Origin of the sequence: Rhodococcus sp. NPDC057014, from assembly GCF_042673295.1 — a bacterium.
GTDB lineage: Bacteria > Actinomycetota > Actinomycetes > Mycobacteriales > Mycobacteriaceae > Rhodococcus_F.
Genome location: NZ_JBHUSF010000143.1, coordinates 1 through 21578, shown reverse-complemented (window position 1 = coordinate 21578; position 21578 = coordinate 1). Strand labels below are relative to the sequence as shown.

The window sequence follows — 21578 nt, the reverse complement described above, 5'->3', positions numbered from 1 at the left end:
GTGCCGGGGGCTGACGGCGTTCCGGGGTCAGTCCGTGTCGAGGAAACGGTGGAACGGTGCGAGCGCCTCGTCACCGAGATGCGGTCCGCTGACCTCGATCTCGACGCTCGCGGCATCGAGCACGTCGGCGCAGCCCAGCGTGAACCGTGGCCCGTCCGGAAGAATCCGGGAGAAGTCCGCGGACGACGCCGCGTAGACCACCCGTGTGATGCCGGCCCACACCATCGCCGCACTGCACATCGGGCACGGCTCACCGCTCGCGTACATGGTGGCACCGACGAGGTCGCCCGTCCGGCCTTCACCGCAGGCGGTGGTGATCGCGTCGAGTTCCGCGTGCTCGGTGACGTCGGCGGACGTCGCGACGGAGTTGGCGCCCTCGCTGATCACGTGCCCGTCGGCGCCGACCACGACCGCACCGAACGGCCTGTTGCCCGCGTCGCCCGTCTCGTCGGCGAGTTCGATGGCTCGCCGCAGGTGCGCTAGGTCCACGTCGCCGACATCGCTCTGGCTCATCGACTCAGATCCACTTCTGTTCCGACGCCCCGTTCCCGGGCTCTGTCGATCAGTATGCGCGCCGCGGCGAGGTCCTGGAGGCCGATCCCGACGGAGTTGTCCAGCATGATCGCCCCCGTCCAGGTCACCCGCACACCCCGCAGGAAGGATCGATCGGGAAACGAGGAAGCGTAGCGCGCACGCGACGCCGCGACGGGATTTACCCGCGCGTGTCCTGCCGCGCGGGCTGTCACGAATGAATTACAGTTGCCGGGGTGCAGAGTCGCGAGCCGGCGCGATAAGGAGGTCAACGTGCGAGAGCTTCGAGTGATCGGTCTCGAGCCCGATGGTTCGCACGTCGTGTGCGCAGATGCCAGTACCGGCGAAAAATTCCGGCTTCCCGCCGATGACAAACTCCGCGCCGCATCCCGCGGGGACATCGCTCGACTCGGCCAGATTGAGATCGAAATGGACAGTCAGCTCAGGCCCCGGGAAATCCAGGCCCGCATCCGTGCCGGCGCCTCCGTCGAACAGGTGGCCGACGAGGCCGGTATCCCCCTGGCGAAGGTGGAGCGATTCGCGTATCCCGTTCTGCTCGAACGTTCCCGTGCGGCCGAGATGGCGCAGGGCGGACACCCGGTGCGCGACAACGGACCCGCCGTTCCCACTCTCGCCGAGATCGTCACGCAGGCGTTCCGCGCGCGGGGACACAACATCGACGACGCCGCGTGGGACGCGTGGCGCGACGAGGACAATCACTGGGTAGCCCAGCTGCAGTGGCAGGCCGGGCGGACCACCAACTCGGCGCACTGGCGGTACCAGCCGGACGCGCACGGTGGCACCATCGTCGCGCTCGACGACACCGCGTTCGACCTGATCGACCCCGACTTCGGCCGTCCGCTGCGCGGATTGGCGCCGGTGGCGTCCGACGAACCGGAGCAGCTCGAGCTCGCCGAGTTCCCCACCGAGGTGGAGGTGCCGACGATCGAGCCCGAGGAGATCATCGAGGCCGACGTCACCGAGGAGCCCGAGGACGAGCCCGCCTCGCCCGAGGAGCCGGCCGCCCCCAAGATCGCCCCGCACCAGACGAACAACAAGGACAAGCGCGGCAAACCCGCCCTCCCCTCCTGGGACGACGTCCTGCTCGGTGTCCGCAGCAGCGGACGCTGACCGTCGGCGCGGTGAGCGAGCCGGGAACCCGGTCGGGGTCGTACTCTTTCAGGAAGACGTCGGAAGAGGGGGATGACCGTGGGGGCCAAGGTATCAACGATCTGGTACGTCGACGTCCCCGACCCTGCGGCTGTTCTGCGCGCTCACCCCGAGCCTGACCTCGCGGCGGCGAAGCGACTCGCCGCCCGCCTCCATCCCGAGCTGGCGGTCACCCCCACCGGCCCGGTTCCGCTGGCCGAGGCCGCGCGACTCGACGCCACCGGGACCGTGCACATCGGCTCCTACCCCGGCATCACCGTCGTGTGCGGGCCCGACCTGGCCGTTCCCCGGCCGTCGACCCTGCCCGGAACCCGCATCCGGCCCACCGAATCCGCGAAGACGTACTACGTCGCATCCAAGCCCGACATCGCGTGGGGCTCGTTCGCGATGTGGGAGGACGGGCACCTGACCCGTTCGTTCAGCGCGACACCGGTCCACATCCACGAGGACCTCGGCATCCCCCTCGTCTGGGAGAGACCGTTCTGGGCGGGCGACTTCCCGCTCGAACACCCGCCGGGCGTGCTGCCCGACCCGCAGTCGCTGCCGTTCCACCCGCAGCAGTTCGCCGAGGGCGCCAACCGGGAATGGCTGAACTTCCGGTACACGGGCGCCCCCGAGGGCACCGAGATCGACCCGAAAAAGATCACCGTGCTCGGTTTCACCGTCCACCCGCCCGGCGAAGGTCCGGAGGTCGAGCCTCCCGCCGAGGTAAGACGACCCGCCGAGGTGGAACGACCCGCCCCCGAACCGGTTTCCACGCCCGCTCCGCCGCCGCCCGCCCGCAAGGGCGGACTGCTCCGCCGCTACTTCGGCTTCTGACGCCTGACGGAGTCAGGCGACCCCGATGAGCAGTGCCGACCAGCCGGCGAGGACTCCGGCGGTCGCGCCGTACACCAGCCACCGCCACACCGGGGTCCGGCGGAGCCGCCACACCGACGGCGCGACCCCGGCCACCACGACGAGTTCGAGGAACACCGCCAGCGCGGGATTGATCCGGGCGAGCTGCGAGCCGAACGCCATGATCGCGACGGCCACCACCGCCGCGGCGAACGCTGCCACGAGAAGCCCGGTGAACCACGGTGTTCCCGTCGGCGGCGGATACGGGGAGTGAGGGTCCAGGATTCTCACCGGCCCATGCGGACACGCTCGTAGAACGCCATCGCCGCCGCCGTCGCGACATTGAGTGAGTCCGTTCCGGGTGCCATCGGGATGCGGGCACGAATGTCCGTGGCCCGCATGGCGTGTTCGGTGAGACCGGGCCCTTCCGCGCCCAGCAGCAACGCCACCTTCTCCCCCGTCATCGCCTCCGCGAGCGTCACGGCCTCGGGGTTCGGGGTCAGCGAGATCAACTGGAAACCTCTCTCCCGCAACGCTTCCAGATCGTGCGGCCACTTCGTCACGTGTGCGAACGGAACCCGGAGGACGTGCCCCATCGACACCCGGACCGCCCGGCGATACAGCGGGTCGGCGCAGCCCTTGCCGAACACCACGGCGTCGACGCCGAGCCCCGCGGCGTTGCGGAACATCGAGCCCAGGTTCTCGTGATCGTTGACGCCCTCGAGCACCGCGACCGTGCGGGAGTGCTCCAGCACGTCCGACAGTTCGAGGGGCGCGGGGCGCCGCGCCGCCGCGAGCACACCCCGATTGAGGTGGAACCCGACGACCTCGGCCATGACGTCCGCCGTCGTCCGGTAGAACGGCACGTCGACGCCGTCGAGGTCGTCGGCCAGTTCCTCGAGCCGCCGATCGACGCCGAGCAGCGCAATCGGGTCGAACCGGGACGCCAGCAGTCGCTGCGCCACCAGCACACCCTCCGCGATCACCAGGCCCTTGCCCTCGGGGAGGTCGGGACGCCGGTCCGAGGAGTTGAGATCGCGGAAGTCGTCCAGCCTGGTGTCGGCCGGATCTGTTATGTCGATGACGTGAACCACCGGTCCATATTGCCGTATGCGCGGCGTCACAGCGTTGACTCCCCTCCGCCGGGCGCGAAAGCTCGAAGGAATGAAGCACCTGCACGGACGCACGGCTCTGGTGACCGGCGCCTCCGGCGGTCTCGGCCGCGTGGTCGCCCGGGCCCTGGCGCGCGAAGGCGTCGCGGTCGCGGTGTCCGGCAGGCGGGAGGACCTACTCGCGGAACTCGTGGCGGAACTGCGTGCGCTCGGTGTGCGCGCCGAGGCCGTGCCCGGAGACCTGAATCGACTGGACTTGCTCGATGCGCTGATCGAGCGCACCGAGGCCGCCATCGGCCCCCTCGACGTCCTGGTGAACAACGCGGGCGTCGAGAACGTCTCGGCGTTCACCCGGCTCGAGCCCGCCGAGCTCACCGCCATGGTCGACGTGAACCTCACCGCACCACTGCTTCTCACCCGCAGGGTGCTACCCGGGATGCTCGACCGCGGTCGCGGGCACGTGGTGTTCGTGTCGTCGCTGGCGGCGAAGATCGGTCCGGCGTACTGCGCGCCGTACGCCGCGACGAAGGCCGGCCTGATCGGTCTCACCCAGTCGCTGCGCGCGGAGTACGCGGGCGCACCGGTCGGCTTCTCCGTCGTGTGCCCCGGATTCATCGCGGGCGACGGCATGTATCAGCGGATGACCGAACGCGGAATCCGGGCCGGCCGGATGACGGGCGAGACCAGCACCGACAAGGTCGCCGCCACCGTGATCCGGGCGATTCGGCGGGACCTGCCCGAGGTCGTCGAGAGCGGAGCACCGATCCGCCCGCTGCTCGCCCTGGCCCAGATCGCGCCGGGACTCGCCGAGCGGGTGGCCGCGAGGTTCGGTGCCACCGCGATGTTCCGGCGGTTGAGCGAGGACCGCGGCCGAGTGGAGCCGGATGGTTGACGGCGCGCACCGTTGCCCGAGTCGGGTACCGGGGCGTGGGCACTGATCTAGGCTCGCGAACGTGAGTGATTCCACGCCGACGGTCGGTTCGCCCGCGGAACTGGCGCTGGCGCTGGGCGCCACCGGTTACCTCGCCGACGACGGCGTTGCGATGGCCGCGTTCCTCGCCATACGTATGGGACGGCCCCTGTTCTGCGAGGGCGAACCCGGCACCGGCAAGACGTCGCTCGCGGCCGCGTTGTCGGAGGCGTTCGGTCTGCCGCTGATCCGGTTGCAGTGCCACGAGGGCATCGACGCCGCGCAGGCGCTGTACGACTGGGATTTCCCGCGGCAGCTGCTGCACCTGCGGACGCTGGAAGCGGCGAGCGACGGATCGCTCGAGGCCGACACCGTCGAACGCTCCCTGTACACCGAGCGATTCCTGCTGGCGCGTCCCCTGCTGCGGGCCCTCACCGAAGCCCCGTGTGTGCTGCTCGTCGACGAGATCGACCGCGCCGACGACGAGTTCGAGGCCTTCCTGCTGCAGGTCCTCGACGAGAACGCCGTCACCATCCCCGAACTCGGCGAGGTGCGGGCGGCGACACCGCCGCTGGTGGTGCTCACGTCCAACCGCACCCGCGAGGTGCACGACGCCCTCAAACGCCGCTGCCTGTACCACTGGCTCGAACACCCGGATCTGGCGCGGGAGGTCGAGATCCTGCGCCGCCGCATCCCCGGCATCGGGTCCGAACTCGCCGGCCAGGTCGCGCATGCCGTCCGCTCCCTGCGCGAGATGGAACTGCTCAAGCCGCCGGGGGTCGCGGAGTCGCTGGACTGGGCGCGCGCATTGCGGGAACTCGACCGGGACGTGCTGGACGCGGAGACCGCCGCCGCGACGCTCGGCGCCGTCCTCAAGTACCGCGAGGACCTCGAGCGCGTGGCCCGGGCGGGACTGGACCGGCTCCTGGCGGGGTGAGCACCGTGCCCGCGACCCCGGACGCCGGCGACCCGCTGGTGGGGTTCGCCGGGTTCGCGCACGCCCTCGCGGCGGCGGGACTGCCGGTCGCGGCGGACGCCGTCGCCGCCTACACGCGGGCCCTGCGCCAGGTGGATGTGGGCGATCCGAGTCAGGTGTACTGGGCGGGGCGCGCGACCCTGTGCCGCGGTCCCGACGACATCCCGCGGTACGACTCGGCGTTCGAAGGCTGGTTCGGCGGTACCGTCCCGTTGCACACGCCGCGGTCCGGGGAGCAGCCCCGCCGCGCCAGGTCCGCCGCCCTGACCGCGACGAACGGCGGCGACACCGGTGGGGACGCGCCGCGGCTGCGGGTCGCGGCCGACGACACCGAGGTGTTGCGTCACCGGGACATCGCCGACCTCACCGCGGCCGAGCGCGCGCACCTCGCCGAGCTGATCGCCGCTCTGCGCCCGCGGCCCCCGACCCGCCCGGCCCTCCGGATGCGTCCCGCCCGCCGGGGCGCCGTCGATCCGCGGCGGACGGTGCGGGGCATGCTCGCCGCGGGCGGCGAACCGGTGCGGCCGAGCCACCACCGCAAGGCCACCCGGCCGCGCCGGATGGTGCTGCTGATCGACGTGTCCGGATCGATGAGCCCGTACGCCGACGCGCTCCTACGGTTCGGTCACGTCGTCGCGCGGAGCAATCCGGCGGGCACCGAGGTGTTCTCGCTGGGCACCCGGATGACCCGGCTGTCCCGGGCGTTGCGCGTCCGCGACCCGGAGGTGGCGCTGGCCGCCGCGGGCCGGGCCGTGCCCGATTGGGCGGGCGGCACCCGCCTCGGCGAGACGCTGCGCGCGTTCCTGGACCGCTGGGGCCGGCGCGGTGTGGCACGCGGCGCCGTCGTGGTGATCTTCTCCGACGGGTGGGAGCGCGGTGACCCGACCCTGCTCGCGGAGCAGATGGCTCAGCTGCGCCGGCTCGCCCACGCCGTGCTGTGGATGAATCCGCACGCGGGCGCGGACGGGTACCAACCGGTGCAGTCCGGGATCGTCGCCGCGCTGCCGTACGTCGACCGGCTGCTCGCCGGCCACAGTCTCGCGACGCTGCAGGAACTGCTCGAGGTGGCGCGCCGGACATGACCGATCCGGACACGGTTCCCCGATTCCGGGTGTCGTTTCCGCTCGGTCGGCGCAGAGTAGGACGTATCACCTGAGGCTCTCGGCTTTGGAGGCGCGATGCGCATCACCGTCACCGTCGACGGAACGGTATACACGGACGACGTGGAACCACGACTACTGCTCGTCCACTATCTTCGGGACCGGCTCGGCAAGGTCGGCACCGTCATCGGCTGCGACACCGGGAACTGCGGGGCGTGCACCGTTCACCTGAACGGTCACAGCGTCAAGTCCTGCTCGGTGCTCGCCGTGCAGGCCGACGGCGGCGACGTCCTCACCGTCGAGGGCCTGTCCCGCAACGGGACACTGCATCCCGTGCAGCAGGCGTTCCACGACAACCACGCCCTGCAGTGCGGCTACTGCACCCCCGGCATGATCATGCAGACCCTCGACCTGCTCGCCGAGGAACCCGACCCGGACGAGCGGACGGTGCGGCTGGGGTTGGAAGGCAACCTGTGCCGCTGCACCGGATACCAGAACATCATCAGCGCGGTCCAGGACGCGGCGCAGCGGTTGCGCGGCGGCAGCACCGCCGAGACACCGAAGGACGCGAAGACCGACACCGCACAGGGAGGTGCGCGATGACCGCCACCGCCGAACCGGAAATCGGCAAGGCCCGCACACGCAAGGAGGACGAACACCTGATCACGGGCCGCACCCGCTGGACCGACAACCTCGTCCTGCCCGGCATGCAGCACCTGGCGATCCTGCGCAGCCCGTTCGCGCACGCCCGCATCACCGGAATCGACACGTCCGCCGCCCGCGACCTGCCCGGAGTCGTCGCCGTCCTCACCGGCGCCGACCTCGCCGACGAACAGGGCAGCCTGCCGTGCGCCTGGCCGATCACCCCGGACATGAAGGCCCCGTCCGCCCCGTCCCTCGCGGTCGACCGGGTGAACTTCGCCGGCGAGGCCGTCGCGGTCGTGGTGGCGCGCAGCGCCTACGAGGCGCACGACGCACTCGAGGCGATCGACGTCGAATACGACGACCTGCCGGTCGTGCTGGACCTCGCGTCCGCGGCCGCCGACGGCTCCGACCTCGTGCACCCCGATCTCGAGACGAACGTCAGCGCCACCTGGACGTTCGATTCCGCGGAGGCCGGCACCGGCGGCGACGTCGAACAGGCGATCCGCGACGCCGAGGTGCTCGTCGAACGCACGTTCCGGCAGCAGCGGCTCATCCCGGCGTTCATGGAACCCCGCTCGGTGGTGGTCGACCCGACCGGTGCGCAGATCACCATGTGGTCGGCCACGCAGATTCCCCACATCCTGCGGCTCATGCTCGCGATGACGCTCGACATCCCGGAGCACAAACTGCGCGTCGTCGCCCCGGACGTCGGCGGCGGTTTCGGCGGCAAGCTGCAGGTGACGCCCGAGGAAGTCGTCGCGCTGCTCGTCGCGCGGCGACTCGGCAAACCGGTCAAGTACACCGAGTCCCGCAGCGAGTCGATGCTCGCGGCCCATCACGGTCGTGACCAGATCCAGAAGCTGACGCTGGCCGCCCGCCGCGACGGCACCGTCACCGGCATGAAGGTGGAACTGCTCGCCGACATGGGCGCGTACCTGCGGCTGGTCACCCCGGGCGTGCCGATCCTGGGCGCGTTCATGTTCAACGGCATCTACAAGTTCCCGGCATATCACTTCACGTGCACCAACGTGTTCACCAACAAGGTGCCCACCGACGCGTACCGCGGGGCGGGACGCCCGGAGGCGACGTTCGCGATCGAGCGGATGATGGACGAACTCGCCACCGAGCTGTCGCTGGATCCGCTGGAGTTGCGGGCGAAGAACTGGATCACCCACGAGGAGTTCCCGTTCGACACGGTCGCGGGTCTGACGTACGACTCCGGCAACTACGAGGCCGCCACCGCGCAGGCACGGGAGTTGTTCGACTACGACGGGCTGCGCCGCGAACAGGCGGAGCGCCGCGAGCGGAAGGACCCGGTGCAACTGGGCATCGGAGTGTCCACGTTCACCGAGATGTGCGGGCTGGCACCGTCGCGCACCCTCGGCGCGCTGGCCTACGGGGCCGGCGGCTGGGAGCACGCGGCGATCCGGATGCTGCCCACCGGCAAGGTGGAGGTGGTCACCGGTTCCTCCGCCCACGGCCAGGGCCACGAGACCGCGTGGAGCCAGGTGGTCGCGGATCAGCTCGGGGTTCCGTTCGAGGACGTCGAGGTGCTGCACGGCGACACCCAGACGTCGCCGCGGGGGATGGACACGTACGGTTCCCGCTCGCTGGCGGTCGGTGCGATCGCGGTGGTGAAAGCCGCCGAGAAGGTGATCGCCAAGGCCAGACCCATCGCGGCGCACCTGATGGAATGCGCCGAGGACGATCTCGAGTTCACCGAGGGACGGTTCCGGGTGAAGGGCACCGAGAAGGCCGTCGGCATCGCCGACGTCGCGCTCGCGGTGTTCGCCGCACACGATCTGCCCGACGGTGTGGAGCCGAACCTGGACTCCGAGGCGGCGTACGACCCGGAGAACTTCTCGTTCCCGCACGGCACGCACCTGTGCGCGATGGAGGTCGACACCGAGACCGGGAAGGCCCGCATCCGCTCCTACGTGTGCGTCGACGACATCGGGCACGTGGTCAACCCGTTGATCGTGGAGGGGCAGGTGCACGGCGGACTCGCCCAAGGCATCGCGCAGGCCCTGTACGAGGAGGCGGTGTACGACGAGTCGGGCACGCTGCTGTCGGGTTCGTTCGCCGAGTACTCGGTGCCGTCGGCGGCGGATCTGCCGTCGTTCACCACGGGCCGCACCGAGACCCCTGCCACCGGAAACCCGCTGGGCGTCAAGGGGGTCGGCGAGGCGGGGACGATCGCGTCCACCCCGGCCGTCGTCAACGCCGTCCTCGACGCGGTCCGGCAGTTCGGGGTGCGTGACATCGAGATGCCCTTGACGCCGATGCGGGTCTGGCGTGCCGTCCACTCCGCTCAGGGAGGTGCCCGATGATTCCGTCGAGCTTCGATTACGTCGCCCCGACCTCCGTCGACCAGGCGGTGGCCGCGCTCGCCGGGGCCGGCGAGGACGCCAAGATCCTCGCGGGCGGGCAGAGCCTGCTGCCGGTCCTGCGGCTGCGGTTGTCCTCGCCGAGCACCCTCGTCGACCTGGGCCGGATCGGTGAGTTGCGCGGCGTGCGCGAAGACGGGGACAGCATCGTGATCGGCGCGATGACCACGTACTACGACGTGATCCGCAACCCGCTCGTCCACGAGCACGCGCTGCTGCTCGTCGAGGCGAGCCGCACCGTCGCCGACCCGCAGATCCGGCACCGCGGCACGCTGGGCGGCGCTCTCGCGCACGCCGATCCGGCGGGTGACCTGTGCGGACCCGCGCTGGCCCTCGACGCCACCCTCACCGTGGCGGGCACCGCGGGCCGACGAACCATTCCGGTCGCCGACTTCTTCGAGGGCTACTACACCACCACGATGCGACCGGACGAGATCCTCGTGGACGTGCGGATCCCGAAACACACCGGCTGGGAGGCGCGGTACGAGAAGTTCAACACGGTGGCGGAGGCCTGGTCGATCGTGGGGGTGGCCGCGACGATCCAGGTGGACGGCGGCACGATCCGGCAGGCGCGGGTGGCGCTGACCAACATGGGGTCGGTGCCGGTGCGCGCCCGCGGCGTCGAGGACGCGCTCGTCGGCAAGGCCGCGGACCCGGAGTCGATCCGGGCGGCGGCCGAGCACGCCGCCGAGGGCACCGACCCCGTCACCGACGGCAACGCCGACGCCGAGTACCGCACGCACCTCGCGCGAGTGCTGACCCGGCGGGCCGTGGCGACGGCGGTCGGCGTCTGACCGGCCCGGGCCGTCAGGACCGCGGGTCGCGGCTCGCCTCGACGGCCTGCTCGGTGGCGTCGCAGACCACCACCGGGCGCGGTTCGGGGACGTTGCGCAGTTCGATCACCGGGAGGTAGCGGCCCGCGTCCGGTCTGCGCACCTTCAGCCGCACCCGCTGGTGCCGCATCAGGTACAGCGCCGCGCCGATGCCGCTGACCAGCGAGATCGCGCCGCCGATCACGAGCGGTGCGCGGGGGTCGAGGACGTCGGCCAGCCAGCCCAGAACGGGACTGCCCAGCGGGGTGCCGCCGAGGAAACAGAGCATGTAGATACCCATCACCCGGCCGCGCATCTCGGACGGCACGGACATCTGCAGGATGTTCATCGCCGCCGTCGTGAACGTGAGGGTGAGCGCACCGGTCGGAACGAGCATGATCGCGACCAGCGCATAGGTGGGCATCACTCCGACCAGGATCTCGAACGCCCCGAACGCGGCCGCGGCGCCGAGGAACGTGCGCAACCGGGGCGGGGTCCGGCGTCGCGCGGCGATCGTGGCGCCGGCCAGCGTGCCCACGGCGAGGGTGGTCGACAGGAGTCCGTAGGCGTCCGCGCCGCGATCGAACGTGTTGCGGGCGAGGACGGCGAGACTGATCGGGAAGTTCAGACCGAACGTCGACACCATGAAGACCGCCACCATCAGCACCCGCAGGTCGGTGCGACTCCACACGTAGCGGAAACCCTCCCGGACCTGCCCTTTCCCGCGTTCCGCCTGGGGTGCCGTGAACAGGTCGCGGGCATTCATCATCAGCAGGGCGATCAGTACACCGGTGAACGTGCCGACGTTGAGCAGGAACACCCAGCCCGTGCCGATGAGGGTGATCAGCACACCGGAGATCGCGGGGCCGATGATCCGGGCCGTGTTGAACGTCATGGAGTTCAGGGCGATCGCATTGGGCAGCGAATCCTTGCCGACCATCTCGATCGTGAACGACTGCCGCGCCGGCGCGTCGATCGCGGACGCGCAGCCCATCAGGAACGCGATGAGATAGACGTGCCACAGGGCTACCAGTCCGCCGACGTCGAGCAGGCCGAGCACCAGCGCGCACAACGCCATCGACACCTGTGTCGCGATGAGGATGCGCCGCTTGTCGTACCGGTCGGCGAGGACGCCGCCCCACACGGACAGGAACAGGGTCGGGCCGAACTGCAGGGCCATCACGATCCCGACGGCGAGCGCGTTGCCGTTCGACAACGTCAGGACGAGCCAGTCCTGCGCCACCCGCTGCATCCAGGTCCCGACGAGGGAGACGATCTGCCCCGACGCCCACAACCGGTAGTTCCGGGTGCGGAGAGCGACGAACATGCCGGTCTTCGGCTGGTCTGGGGCGGTGGTCTCGGATTCGGGCGGCACCCCTCCATCTTCCTCCCGACACCGGCGCGCCCTCGACCTGCCCCTGCGCGCGCTGCGGCGGGCGGGCGGCCCGAGAAGCCGATTGCGTTCTCCGGCAGATGGTTTGCTCCGCGACGTCGCGGGAACGGAAAACCCGGACCGGGCCGGGTCGAGCCGAATGCCGTTGTACTACTGCGCAGCTGCCGATGAGCCGCGGCGGCTCATTCCGACTCGGCGACGATGGACGTGATGATGCCGACCGCATCGCGGAGGGTCTTCAGCTGAGACTCGTCGAGCCCGGACAGCCGCTCGTTCATCCACGCCTCGCGGGCGTGGGTCTCGTCAGCGATCAGCGCGTGCCCGGCGTCCGACAGCGTGACGATGATCTGGCGTCCGTCGGTGGGATGCGGCGCCCGCTCGACCAGTCCCAATTCGACCAGCGACGCGATGACCCTGGTCATCGACGGCGGCTGCACCTTCTCGCGGGCCGCCAGATTGCCCGGCGTCATGGCGCCGTCGCGGGCGAGGGTGGCCAGAGCCGACAGCTGGGTCAGCGATACCTGGGCGTCGACGCGACGCCCACGCAGGTGACGCGTCAGGCGCACGACAGCCAGGGAGAGGTCGCTGGCGAGTGCTCGCGTATCCGTGGTCACGGGAATGACAATACGGGACCGATCGGCCGCCGTTTACGTTACCGCGTCGGTGATCGGACCGACCGCGAAGTAGGCCACGAACAGAAGCGCCACCACCCACATCAACGGGTGAATCTTCTTGATACCACCGCTCGCAGCATTGAGGACGACCCACGAGACGAATCCGACGCCGATGCCGTTGGCGATCGAGTACGTGAACGGCATGACGGCGATCGTGAGGAACGCGGGCAGCGCGATCGAGAACTTCGTGAAGTCGATGTCCCGGACCTGGCCGATCATCATCGCGCCCACCACGACCAGTGCCGGCGCGGCCGCCTCGATCGGTACCACCGAATACAGCGGGGTCAGGAACATCGCGGCCAGGAACAGCAGTCCCGTCACGACATTCGCGAGTCCGGTGCGAGCGCCCTCGGCGATACCGGACGCGGATTCCACGAAGACCGTGTTGGACGACGCGGAGGCCCCGCCGCCGACGATCGCGCCGGTGCCCTCGACGACCAGGGCCCGTCCGATGTTGGGCAGGTTGCCGTCCTCGTCGGTGAGGCCTGCCTCCTTGCCGAGCCCGGTCATCGTGCCCATGGCGTCGAAGAAGTTGGCGAGCACGAGCGTGAACACCAGCAGGCTGGCCGCGAGCACGCCGATGCGGGTGAACGCCCCGAAGATGCTGACGTCGCCGACGAGGCTGAGATCCGGAAGTTCCGCCAGCACATCGGGAGCGGCGGGGACGCTGAGGTTCCACCCGTGGGGGTTCACGCCCAGGGACGGTCCGACACCGGCGACGGCCTCGATGATCGCGGCGAGAACGGTGGTGACGACGATGCCGATCAGCAGACCGCCGCGCACCTTGCGCACCACCAGGACACCCATCAGCAGCACGCCGAACACGAACGTGACGGTCGGCCAGGACGAAATCGATCCGTTGATGCCCAGACCGACGGGAACGGTGGTGCCCGCGACGTCGGGGATGCGCCGCACGAACCCGGCGTCGACGAGACCGATGAACGCGATGAACATGCCGATACCGGCGGCGATTGCGGATTTCAGCTCGGCGGGAATGGCATTGAAGACGGCCGTCCGGAAACCGGTGAGTGCCAACACGACGATGATGACACCGTCGATCACGACGAGACCCATCGCCTCCGGCCAGGTGACCTGCGGCGCGATGGTGACGGCGAGGAGACTGTTGATGCCGAGGCCCGCCGCGATCGCGAAGGGGTAGTTCGCGACGACCCCGAACACGATGCTCATCAGCCCCGCCACCAGGGCTGTGACCGCGGCCACCTGGTTCACGGGGAGGATGTTGCCGAGGACGTCCGTCTTGGCGACGGCGTCGTCCGGAGAGAAGCTGCCGAGGATGAGCGGGTTCAGCACCACGATGTACGCCATCGCGACGAACGTCACCACACCGCCGCGAATCTCCGCGCCTACCGTCGAACCACGCTCGGTGATCTTGAAGTAGTTGTCGAGCAGTTTCGGAGCAGCACCCATTGTTCAGTCCCCATCGCCAGAAGTCGCGCGTCGCCCTTGGAGATTAGGGCACCACGGCGAGGGTAGCGTTCATTCGGTGAACGAAACCGCAGATCGCCGACCCCTCACTCAGCGCCTCGCCGACCCGCGACCTGCGCTGATACTGGGAACCTCTGCGTGGGCGATCGCGATGGTCGTGGTGATCGTCACGGGCGACCGGTGGTCGGATGCGCTTCCGACGTGTATAGCCGGTGTCGTCGTCGGATTTCTGGGGTACGGATTGTTCGCGTTGCAGCGGCGGGCGGCGCGGCGCGGCAGCCGCGGGGCCCAGCAGGGACTGCTCGAGTGACACAGCAGGGACTGCTCCAGTGACACAGCAGGGACTGCTCTAGGTCCGGGCGCGATGGGGCCGGGTGCGGGTCAGCAGGATCCAGAACGCAGCCCACAGCGCGCCGAAGGCCCACCCGGCGAGGACGTCGGTCATCCAGTGCGCGCCGAGGTAGACCCGCGACAGCCCCACCGCCAGCGTGTACAGCACCAGCAGGAAGACGAGTGCGATCCGGACGTGCCGAATCAGCACGTCCCGGAGCACAACGGCGACGAGCACGCTCGCGAGGATCGCGGTCATCATCGCGTGACCGGACGGGAACGAGAACGACGAGATCTCCACCAGCCGATCCGGCAGTGGCGGGCGCTGCCGCTCGAACAGATTCTTCAGCGCGGTCATCACGGCCAGACCGGACAGCATCGCACCGGCGACGAGGACGGCTTCCCGCCGGCGGTCCTGCAGCAGGAGGGCCACTGTCAGGACGGTGGACACGATCCAGGCGGCGACCGTTCCGCCGCTGTGCGTGATGACGGTGACGACGTCGATCAGCCCTGGTGTGCGCTCCTCGACCGCGCTGTCGAGGATGCTCTGGTCAAACGACACCGGCGGCGCCCCACGTGCCCTCGGCCCACGACTCCGAACAGTGGGTGGTGCCCTGCTCGTCCACCCACCACGGGACCGCGATCTCGGTGTCGACGGCGCCCGTGAGCTTCACCGTGAGCCGGGGATGGACGACGACGGGTCCGCGGGGCAGGTCGCGGCCGAGTGCGGCGAAGGCGAGGACCGCGGCGGGTTCGCGATCCCACGAGGAGTCCCGTCCGGAGCCGGTGACGGTGCCGCGGATCGCCGTCGAGGCGAGCGGGACGTCCAGCAGATCGGCGAGGGACTCGGCGGTGTCCAGGCTGCCGACCACCAGGCGCTCGCGCGGCACCGCGGCGGCCAGCCACGGTTCGTCCAGCACCAGGGCGTCGGCGGGGTCGACCAGGGCGCCCGTCAGGCCGCGCACGTGTTCGGGCAGGTGAAGGTCCTCCAGGTCGAGGAGGTGCGCGGCCGCGGCCGACGCGAGCAGGCTGTGGGCCCGCGCGGCCACCGCCGGGGTCGGTTCGCGATCCGGGTCGGCCAGCCGGTCCAGGAGTAGCTGCGCGAGTTCCGGAGAGTCGACCGTCGCGGGGGCCAGTGCGGCGGCGAACACGGCGGATTCCGGGTGCTCGACGGGGTCGAGCAGTCCGGCGAACGTCTCGTCGTCGGGGTCGCGCAGCAGACCGAGCACCTGGCCGTCCACCTCGGCGTTGTGTCGCAGCCACCAGGCCGTGTACCCGGCGCGGTCGGCGAGCAGCGGACGCGTCGCCGGGTCCCGGGCGAGCATCGTCAGCGCCTGCGGCCAGCGGTCCTCGTCCACCAGGTCCAGGTCGCGCACCGCCCCCATCACGTCGGGGTCGTCGTCGAGCGTGTCCCACCAGCGGTCCTCGTCGTCGAGGTCGTGGTCGGGTCCGGTGGGGAGTTCGGCGCGCAGCACGGTGAAACCCCAGCCGACGCCCACGGCGCGGAGAGCGTCCTCCCCCACCCGCTCCGCGAACGCGGAGTCCACGCCCGCGAACGGCGAGTCGTCCACCAGGACCTCGGCGAGTGGCGCACCGGGCAACAGCAATTCGTCCGCACCGCGCAACTCCCCGTCGACGTCCGGCAGGGGCAGCAGGCCGAGCCACGACGGCAGGACGCCCGGGTCGACGCGGCCTGCGAGCGCGAGCACCGCGACCGACAGTTCCTCGGCAGCCGCCGCGTCGTCGGGATCGAGGTCCTCGATCTCGGCGCGCAACGCCGGATCCGAGAGCAGGTCGACGGCCGTGGCCGTCTTCGCGCCGAGCCTCGACAGCAGCGGGTGCGCGGCGCCGGGGTGGACGAGCCTCGTCCAGTCGACACCGAGCACTCCGTCGATGTCGTGACCCAGCAACACCGTTCGCGGGCCGGTCACGGTGCGGCCGTCGGACAGCGGAACCGGGATCGACGCCAGTTCCTCCGCCGCGAGGGCGTCGACGGCCAGCGGTTCGAGCGCCGCGTACAGGCGCTGCCACCAGGACGGTGCCCGTTCGACGCCACTGAGCAGTTCGGTGAGGCGGGCCAGGCCGAGACGGTGGGCGTCGACGGCGGCGAGCGCGGGCGCCCAGCGGGGGCCGGACAGATCCGGGACGACCAGGCCGTCGACGATCTCGGCGAGCAGTTCCGCGAGTTCCTCGGTCAGCCCGGGGACCACCGACGCCCGGCCCGGGGCCTTGTCCGTGCCGTCGACGGTCGGCAGCCAGGGGTGCTCGCGGAGTTCGGCGACGAGATGGTCGCGTAGCGCCGAGTCCACCTCGCTGCGGGCGAACGCGGGGACGGGGACCAGCGACAGTCGCTGGTCGGGCGGCACTGCGGCCACGAACTCGGCGTATCCGGTGGCCAACTCGGCGATCGCGGCGCCGGGCAGGATGCGCCTGCGGTCGGGTTGCATGGCGATGTCGGCGACGAGGATCGCCGGGACCGACAGTTCCTCGTCCGACCGGGTGGGGGCGCGCAGCACGTCCTCGGTGACGGGTGCGACGACGCCGTCCCGGACCGGGACGAGCCAGCGGGCCCGCCCGGACTCGTACTGCCACCAGCGGTCGTCGCCGACCGCGACCTCGGTCAACCCGGAATCGAGTGGCCGTTCGCGTCGGCGGAACTGCTTGCCGCCCACGGTGATCGAGACGAGCGCCGGGAGTTCGAGCAGAAGGTCGGGGGCTTCGCGGGCCATGTACGCGAGCAGCGACTCGGCGTCCACGTCCTCGCGCAGCGTCAGCACGACTTCCGACTCCGCACCGGCGGCCGGGCGGTTCTCGGTGGGCCACGCCAGCCGGAGGGCAGGCACACCCGCGCCCGGGTCGGCGCCGTCGAGGGCCCGCAGTTCCGCCCTGGTGCGGTCCGCGGAGAACAGCACCGAACCGGACGTCGACCGCAGTTCGACCTCGTCGCTCACCGACAGCACCGCCGTGAAGCCGACGCCGTAACGGCCGACGGTGGCCCCGGACTTGTTCGACGCCCGCAACGCGACCAGCGCCTGCACTCCCGGCTCGTCCAGCGGTGTGCCCGTGTTGGACACACTGAGGACGCGTCCGTCGAGGTGCACGGACAGCTCGCCGGGCACCTCGGCGCGGGCCGCGGCGTCGGCCGCGTTCTGCGCCAGCTCGGTGAGGAGCCGGTCGCGGTAGCCGGCGCGGGCCAGATCGGATTCGGCCGCGGCGTCCTCCCGCAGGCGGGTCGGGGACGTGCGCCACGCGAGGAGCGTCGAATCCCTCAGTGCGGCGGTGCCGAAAGGATCGGCTAGCTGGTCGATGCGGATTCCCCGGCCTCGGCGACCTCGGCGGCAGCCGCCGTCGCGGTGTCGGCCCCCGTCTCCGTTGCGGCCCGTTCGACGACCTCGACGGCGCCGTCGTCGTATGCGTCGTACTGCGGCGAACCGGCGCCCGAGGGCAGCAGGGTGTCGGAGTGGGCGCCACACCCGTACGTGACGTCGACGACGTGCCCGTCGGCGGCCATCTCGTTGCCGCACACGCCGAACGCCCCGTGCAGGGCCCCGGCGAGCGGGAGGTAGAAACCGCACAGCCCGCACGTCGACGGCGCAGCCTTGGCCATCTCGGAATCGGGGCCGTAGTCGCCGTCGTGCCAGCGCTGGGCGGCGTCGAGGCGACCCTCGAGGCTCAGAGCCTGCTTACGGCCCAGGCCCAGTTCGAGGGCGGTGTCGTCGATCTCGGGATCGCCCGTCGCGACATAGCCGGGGACGAGGCGGGGGTCACCGGCCGGCGGTGCCAGCAGGTCGCCCGCGGACAGGTCCCCGGGGCGAATCCGCTGGTCCCACGGAATCCATTCGGGTGCGACCAGTGCATCGGGTCCCGGGAGGAGGGCGAGTTCGCTGACGGTGGCACGGTCCGATTCGGGATCGGCGGCCACCACCACCGCCCACTGCCAGCCCCGGTAGCCCGGAAGGTCCGCAACGAAACGGTGAGTCGCGGCGCACTCGTCCTCGGACGTGACGCCCAGGTAGTCGCCGACTCTCCCTTCCTGCAGTTCGACCACTGCGGTTCGGGCGAGCTCGACGGCGTCGGTCAGTACGGGACGCGCCACTGCGCGCTCGTCGGAAGAAGCAACACTCACACCACCAGTTTGCCGCACCACCGCAAGTGCGTGCCCACCTGGGCTGTCATGCTGGTCCGATGACCGGCCGGAGGCACCTCGTCCCAGCCCTGCTCGCGGTGGCGTGGGTGGTCACCGCATGCTCCCCGCAGAGTCCGGTGGCCTCGGGCGCGCCCGGCGCGGACCTTCGCGCCGAGATCGTCCGCACCGTCGACCACGACCAGAATGCGTTCACCCAGGGACTCGAGATCGACGGCACCGAACTGCTCGAGGGCACCGGCCGCCCCGGTGAATCCTGGGTGCAGGCCACCGACCTCGACAGCGGCACGGTCCGGGTACGCGCCGAACTGCCGTCCCCGCTGTTCGGCGAGGGCATCACGGTGAGCGGTGACACGATCTGGCAGCTGACGTGGCGGGACGGGGTCGCCGTCGTCCGGGATCGCGCGACGCTCGCCGAACAGCGGCGGGTCCCGTTCGACGGCGAGGGGTGGGGCATCTGCGCAATGCCCGGCGCGCTGGTCACGAGCGACGGGTCCCCCACCCTCACGTTCCGCGACCCGATCACGTTCGAGCCCCGGCGCACCGTGCAGGCGGTGCAGGACGGCAACCCCGTCTCCCGGCTCAACGAACTCGAATGCGCCGACGACGGCGCGATCTACGCGAACGTCTGGACGGCCGACACCCTCGTCCGCATCGATCCGTCGGACGGACGGGTCACCGCGGAGATCGACGCCTCCGCCGTCCGCGACGCGCTTCCGCCCGGCCCGCGGGACGTCGACGTCCTCAACGGCATCGCCCAGATCCCGGGAACGGACCGGTTCCTCGTCACCGGAAAGTACTGGCCGGCCATGTTCGAGGTGCGGTTCGTTCCCTGACAGGCCGATCTGACCAGCATCGGCCGGGGTTGCTGTGGTCGCATGTCTCCCGACTAGGACAGAATTAGGGAGTGACCGGACCGCGCGAACCCTCCGAGCCTGACGGCGGTCGGGCTCCTGACGAGAATTCCGGGCCCCCCGTTCATCCCGGCTACGACAAATACCCGCCCGCGGCACGCCCGGGAGGCCGGCGCACACCGCTGCCGCCCCTGCATCCGGTCGGCGGCGGGCAGCGTCCCCGGTCCGACGAGGAGCGGGCGGACGCCCCCAAGGCGCCGCCGATGCCGCGCAAGCTCACCGTCACCCGGGTGGCGGCGATGCGCAGCCGGGAACTCACCAACAAGGGCATCGCGACATTCCACCGGGCCGCCAAGGCGGACGGTGCGGACAAGTCGGGTCTCACCGCGCTCACCTACGCGGTGATGGCCAACAACGCGACCGACGCGGCCATCGCCGTCGCCCTGGCGAACACGCTGTTCTTCTCTGCCGCGACGGGCGAGGACAAGACGAAGGTCGCGCTGTACCTGCTGATCACGATCGCCCCGTTCGCCGTCATCGCTCCCCTGATCGGTCCGATGCTCGACCGCCTCCAGCACGGCCGCCGCGTCGCGCTGGCCACGTCGTTCGGACTCCGGACGATGCTGGCGATCGTCCTCGTCTTCAACTTCGACAGCTGGGTGCTGTATCCGGCGGCGCTCGGCATGATGGTGCTCAGCAAATCGTTCTCGGTGCTCAAGAGTGCGGTCACCCCACGTGTGCTGCCACCGGAGATCGACCTCGTGCGCGTCAACTCCCGGCTCACCGTGTTCGGGCTGCTCGGCGGAACCATCGGCGCGGGCGCCCTCGCGGGTGGTCTCGCCATGGCCACCGGTTCCGTCGGCGCGCTGTGGCTGGCGGCCGTCATCACCGCACTCGGCGCGTACCTCTCCATGCGGATCCCGTCGTGGGTCGAGGTCACCGAGGGCGAGGTTCCCGCCACCCTCACGTACCACGGCGACGAACACCCGACCGAGGTGATCGGGCGCACCCGGGTGCTGCAGCCCGAGGCCCCCGCCACCGCGAAGTCCGGCAAACGCAGGCAACCGCTGGGCCGCGCGGTCATCACCGGGTTGTGGGGCAACAGCACCATCCGCGTGCTCACCGGGTTCCTCACCCTGTACATCGCGTTCGTCGCGAAATCGAAGACCGACCACGAACCGCTGGTCCAGGCCGCCATGCTCGGTCTGGTCGGCGCGGCCGCCGGCATCGGCAACTTCGCGGGCAACGCGGCGGGCGCCCGCATCAAGCTCGGCCGCCCCGCCCTCATCGTGCTGCGCTGCACGGGCGCCGTGTGGATCATCGCCGTCCTCGCCGCGATCACCGACAATCTCCTCACCGCCGCGCTCGCCACGCTCGTCGCGTCGGCGGCCAGCGCCCTGGCCAAGGTGTCGCTGGACGCGTCACTGCAACACGACCTGCCCGAGGAGTCGATCGCGTCCGGATTCGGACGTTCGGAGACCGTTCTACAGCTGAGCTGGGTCGTGGGCGGCGCGCTGGGCGTCCTGCTGCCCACCGAATACTGGATCGGGTTCTCGGTGGTCTCCGCCGTCATGACCGTCGGGCTCGTCCAGACCGTGCTCACGTACCGCGGCAGCACCCTCCTGCCGGGACTCGGAGGAAAACGCCCCGACCTGGCCGAACAAGAAGTGACCGAGCACCACTCGACCCACCGGGCCGACCGATCGACAGGAAATGTGACGTAAGTGAGAATGCAGGCGCGAACCAAGAAGATCCTGGCACTGATTGCAGTGGGCCTGATCGTGGTCCTGGTGGCCTTCGTCGGAGTCCTCTACACACTGGTCCGCAACTCCTCGCCCCGCCTGCCCGAGATCACGGCATTCGCGCACGACCGGACCGAGCAGATCGCGCCGCTCGGCTACTGCAACCTGTATCTCGAGGACTGCGAGACCGGCGACATCGCCGAACTCGACGTGCCCCCCGGCTCGTCACTGCAGCTGTCGTTGCCGCCGGAGATCGTCGACGCGCCCTGGCGCATGCTCGTCGTCTACCAGGATTCGTCGGGCCAGCTCCTCGTCCAGGAACAGGCGCACCGCGCCGGTGAGACCCGCGCCGTGACCGTGCCCTCCTCGGACGACCTGCAGCTGGCCGGCGTCGAGATCCAGCTGCCGTCCGCCGTCATCGACGAGCAGGGACTCACGCAGGCCCGGGCCGCCTGGTCGATCAAGACCGCCTAGAACGACACGCCCACGAAGAAGGGCCCCGCGCTGCCACAGCG

21 protein-coding genes are annotated in these 21578 nt (G+C 70.6%); 12 read left to right on the top strand and 9 right to left on the bottom strand.

The window, feature by feature from the left end; genetic code table 11:
* Positions 1–27: 27 nt before the first annotated feature.
* A complete protein-coding gene (locus ACFTZB_RS25220; RefSeq protein WP_378435170.1) occupies positions 28–513 on the bottom strand; it encodes a nucleoside deaminase in 486 nt (161 codons plus the stop codon).
* Positions 514–804: 291 nt separating this feature from the next.
* Here ACFTZB_RS25220 and sepH point away from each other — a divergent pair, with 291 nt between their 5' ends.
* Both sepH and ACFTZB_RS25210 read left to right on the top strand, forming a co-directional pair.
* Positions 805–1662 carry a septation protein SepH gene (gene sepH, locus ACFTZB_RS25215; RefSeq protein WP_378435168.1) on the top strand — a complete coding sequence of 286 codons (858 nt, stop codon included), beginning with the start codon at positions 805–807 and terminating at the stop codon, positions 1660–1662.
* Between the two features lie 72 nt (positions 1663–1734).
* Positions 1735–2520 carry a DUF6928 family protein gene (locus ACFTZB_RS25210; RefSeq protein WP_378435166.1) on the top strand — a complete coding sequence of 262 codons (786 nt, stop codon included), beginning with the start codon at positions 1735–1737 and terminating at the stop codon, positions 2518–2520.
* A gap of 12 nt (positions 2521–2532) precedes the next feature.
* Here the strand turns inward: ACFTZB_RS25210 and ACFTZB_RS25205 are convergent, their stop codons facing one another.
* A complete protein-coding gene (locus ACFTZB_RS25205; protein ID WP_378435178.1) occupies positions 2533–2823 on the bottom strand; it encodes a DUF2537 domain-containing protein in 291 nt (96 codons plus the stop codon).
* Positions 2824–2825: 2 nt separating this feature from the next.
* Positions 2826–3632: a TrmH family RNA methyltransferase gene (locus ACFTZB_RS25200; protein ID WP_378435164.1), complete on the bottom strand. Its 807-nt coding sequence runs from the start codon at positions 3630–3632 to the stop codon at positions 2826–2828.
* Positions 3633–3702: 70 nt separating this feature from the next.
* Here ACFTZB_RS25200 and ACFTZB_RS25195 point away from each other — a divergent pair, with 70 nt between their 5' ends.
* The 6 genes from ACFTZB_RS25195 (at position 3703) to ACFTZB_RS25170 (ending at position 10462) form a co-directional block, all read left to right on the top strand.
* Positions 3703–4542, top strand: a complete 840-nt coding sequence (locus ACFTZB_RS25195) for an SDR family NAD(P)-dependent oxidoreductase (protein ID WP_378435162.1) — start codon at positions 3703–3705, stop codon at positions 4540–4542.
* 61 nt (positions 4543–4603) lie between these two features.
* On the top strand, positions 4604–5497 hold the full coding sequence (locus ACFTZB_RS25190; protein WP_378435160.1) for an AAA family ATPase: 894 nt from the start codon (positions 4604–4606) through the stop codon (positions 5495–5497).
* A gap of 5 nt (positions 5498–5502) precedes the next feature.
* Positions 5503–6618, top strand: a complete 1116-nt coding sequence (locus ACFTZB_RS25185; RefSeq protein ID WP_378435176.1) for a VWA domain-containing protein — start codon at positions 5503–5505, stop codon at positions 6616–6618.
* Positions 6619–6714: 96 nt separating this feature from the next.
* Positions 6715–7239 carry a (2Fe-2S)-binding protein gene (locus ACFTZB_RS25180; RefSeq protein ID WP_378435158.1) on the top strand — a complete coding sequence of 175 codons (525 nt, stop codon included), beginning with the start codon at positions 6715–6717 and terminating at the stop codon, positions 7237–7239.
* Complete coding sequence (locus ACFTZB_RS25175) at positions 7236–9611, top strand: xanthine dehydrogenase family protein molybdopterin-binding subunit (RefSeq protein ID WP_378435156.1); 2376 nt, start codon at positions 7236–7238, stop codon at positions 9609–9611. The genes ACFTZB_RS25180 and ACFTZB_RS25175 overlap by 4 nt, the downstream gene beginning before the upstream one ends.
* Positions 9608–10462 (top strand): FAD binding domain-containing protein, encoded by an 855-nt coding sequence (locus ACFTZB_RS25170; RefSeq protein ID WP_378435154.1) that lies wholly within the window; start codon positions 9608–9610, stop codon positions 10460–10462. Before ACFTZB_RS25175 ends, ACFTZB_RS25170 begins: the two co-directional genes overlap by 4 nt.
* Positions 10463–10475: 13 nt before the next feature.
* Here ACFTZB_RS25170 and ACFTZB_RS25165 read toward each other — a convergent pair whose 3' ends face one another.
* The 3 genes from ACFTZB_RS25165 to ACFTZB_RS25155 all read right to left on the bottom strand — a co-directional run bounded on the left by ACFTZB_RS25165 (position 10476) and on the right by ACFTZB_RS25155 (position 13975).
* A complete protein-coding gene (locus ACFTZB_RS25165; RefSeq protein WP_378435174.1) occupies positions 10476–11807 on the bottom strand; it encodes an MFS transporter in 1332 nt (443 codons plus the stop codon).
* Between the two features lie 248 nt (positions 11808–12055).
* Positions 12056–12487, bottom strand: a complete 432-nt coding sequence (locus ACFTZB_RS25160) for a MarR family winged helix-turn-helix transcriptional regulator (protein ID WP_015888795.1) — start codon at positions 12485–12487, stop codon at positions 12056–12058.
* A gap of 33 nt (positions 12488–12520) precedes the next feature.
* Positions 12521–13975: an NCS2 family permease gene (locus ACFTZB_RS25155; protein WP_276143770.1), complete on the bottom strand. Its 1455-nt coding sequence runs from the start codon at positions 13973–13975 to the stop codon at positions 12521–12523.
* 76 nt (positions 13976–14051) lie between these two features.
* On the opposite strand from ACFTZB_RS25155, the gene ACFTZB_RS25150 reads away from it, so the two are divergent.
* Positions 14052–14303, top strand: a complete 252-nt coding sequence (locus tag ACFTZB_RS25150; RefSeq protein WP_378435150.1) for a DUF2530 domain-containing protein — start codon at positions 14052–14054, stop codon at positions 14301–14303.
* Positions 14304–14342: 39 nt separating this feature from the next.
* Here ACFTZB_RS25150 and ACFTZB_RS25145 read toward each other — a convergent pair whose 3' ends face one another.
* The 3 genes from ACFTZB_RS25145 to ACFTZB_RS25135 all read right to left on the bottom strand — a co-directional run bounded on the left by ACFTZB_RS25145 (position 14343) and on the right by ACFTZB_RS25135 (position 18470).
* Entirely contained in the window at positions 14343–14885 is a 543-nt protein-coding gene (locus tag ACFTZB_RS25145) for a phosphatase PAP2 family protein (RefSeq protein ID WP_378435148.1), read from the bottom strand.
* Positions 14875–17442 (bottom strand): ATP-binding protein, encoded by a 2568-nt coding sequence (locus tag ACFTZB_RS25140; protein WP_378435172.1) that lies wholly within the window; start codon positions 17440–17442, stop codon positions 14875–14877. Before ACFTZB_RS25140 ends, ACFTZB_RS25145 begins: the two co-directional genes overlap by 11 nt.
* Positions 17443–17618: 176 nt before the next feature.
* Positions 17619–18470 (bottom strand): DUF3027 domain-containing protein, encoded by an 852-nt coding sequence (locus ACFTZB_RS25135; protein WP_378435146.1) that lies wholly within the window; start codon positions 18468–18470, stop codon positions 17619–17621.
* A 38-nt stretch (positions 18471–18508) separates the two neighbouring features.
* Between ACFTZB_RS25135 and ACFTZB_RS25130 the strand changes: the two genes are divergently transcribed.
* The 3 genes from ACFTZB_RS25130 (at position 18509) to ACFTZB_RS25120 (ending at position 21537) form a co-directional block, all read left to right on the top strand.
* Positions 18509–19303, top strand: coding sequence for a glutaminyl-peptide cyclotransferase (locus tag ACFTZB_RS25130; RefSeq protein ID WP_378435144.1), 795 nt, complete (start codon positions 18509–18511; stop codon positions 19301–19303).
* A 71-nt stretch (positions 19304–19374) separates the two neighbouring features.
* A complete protein-coding gene (locus ACFTZB_RS25125) occupies positions 19375–21045 on the top strand; it encodes an MFS transporter (RefSeq protein ID WP_378435142.1) in 1671 nt (556 codons plus the stop codon).
* 6 nt (positions 21046–21051) lie between these two features.
* Positions 21052–21537: a DUF2771 domain-containing protein gene (locus ACFTZB_RS25120; RefSeq protein ID WP_378435140.1), complete on the top strand. Its 486-nt coding sequence runs from the start codon at positions 21052–21054 to the stop codon at positions 21535–21537.
* The last annotated feature ends 41 nt before the right edge of the window (positions 21538–21578 follow it).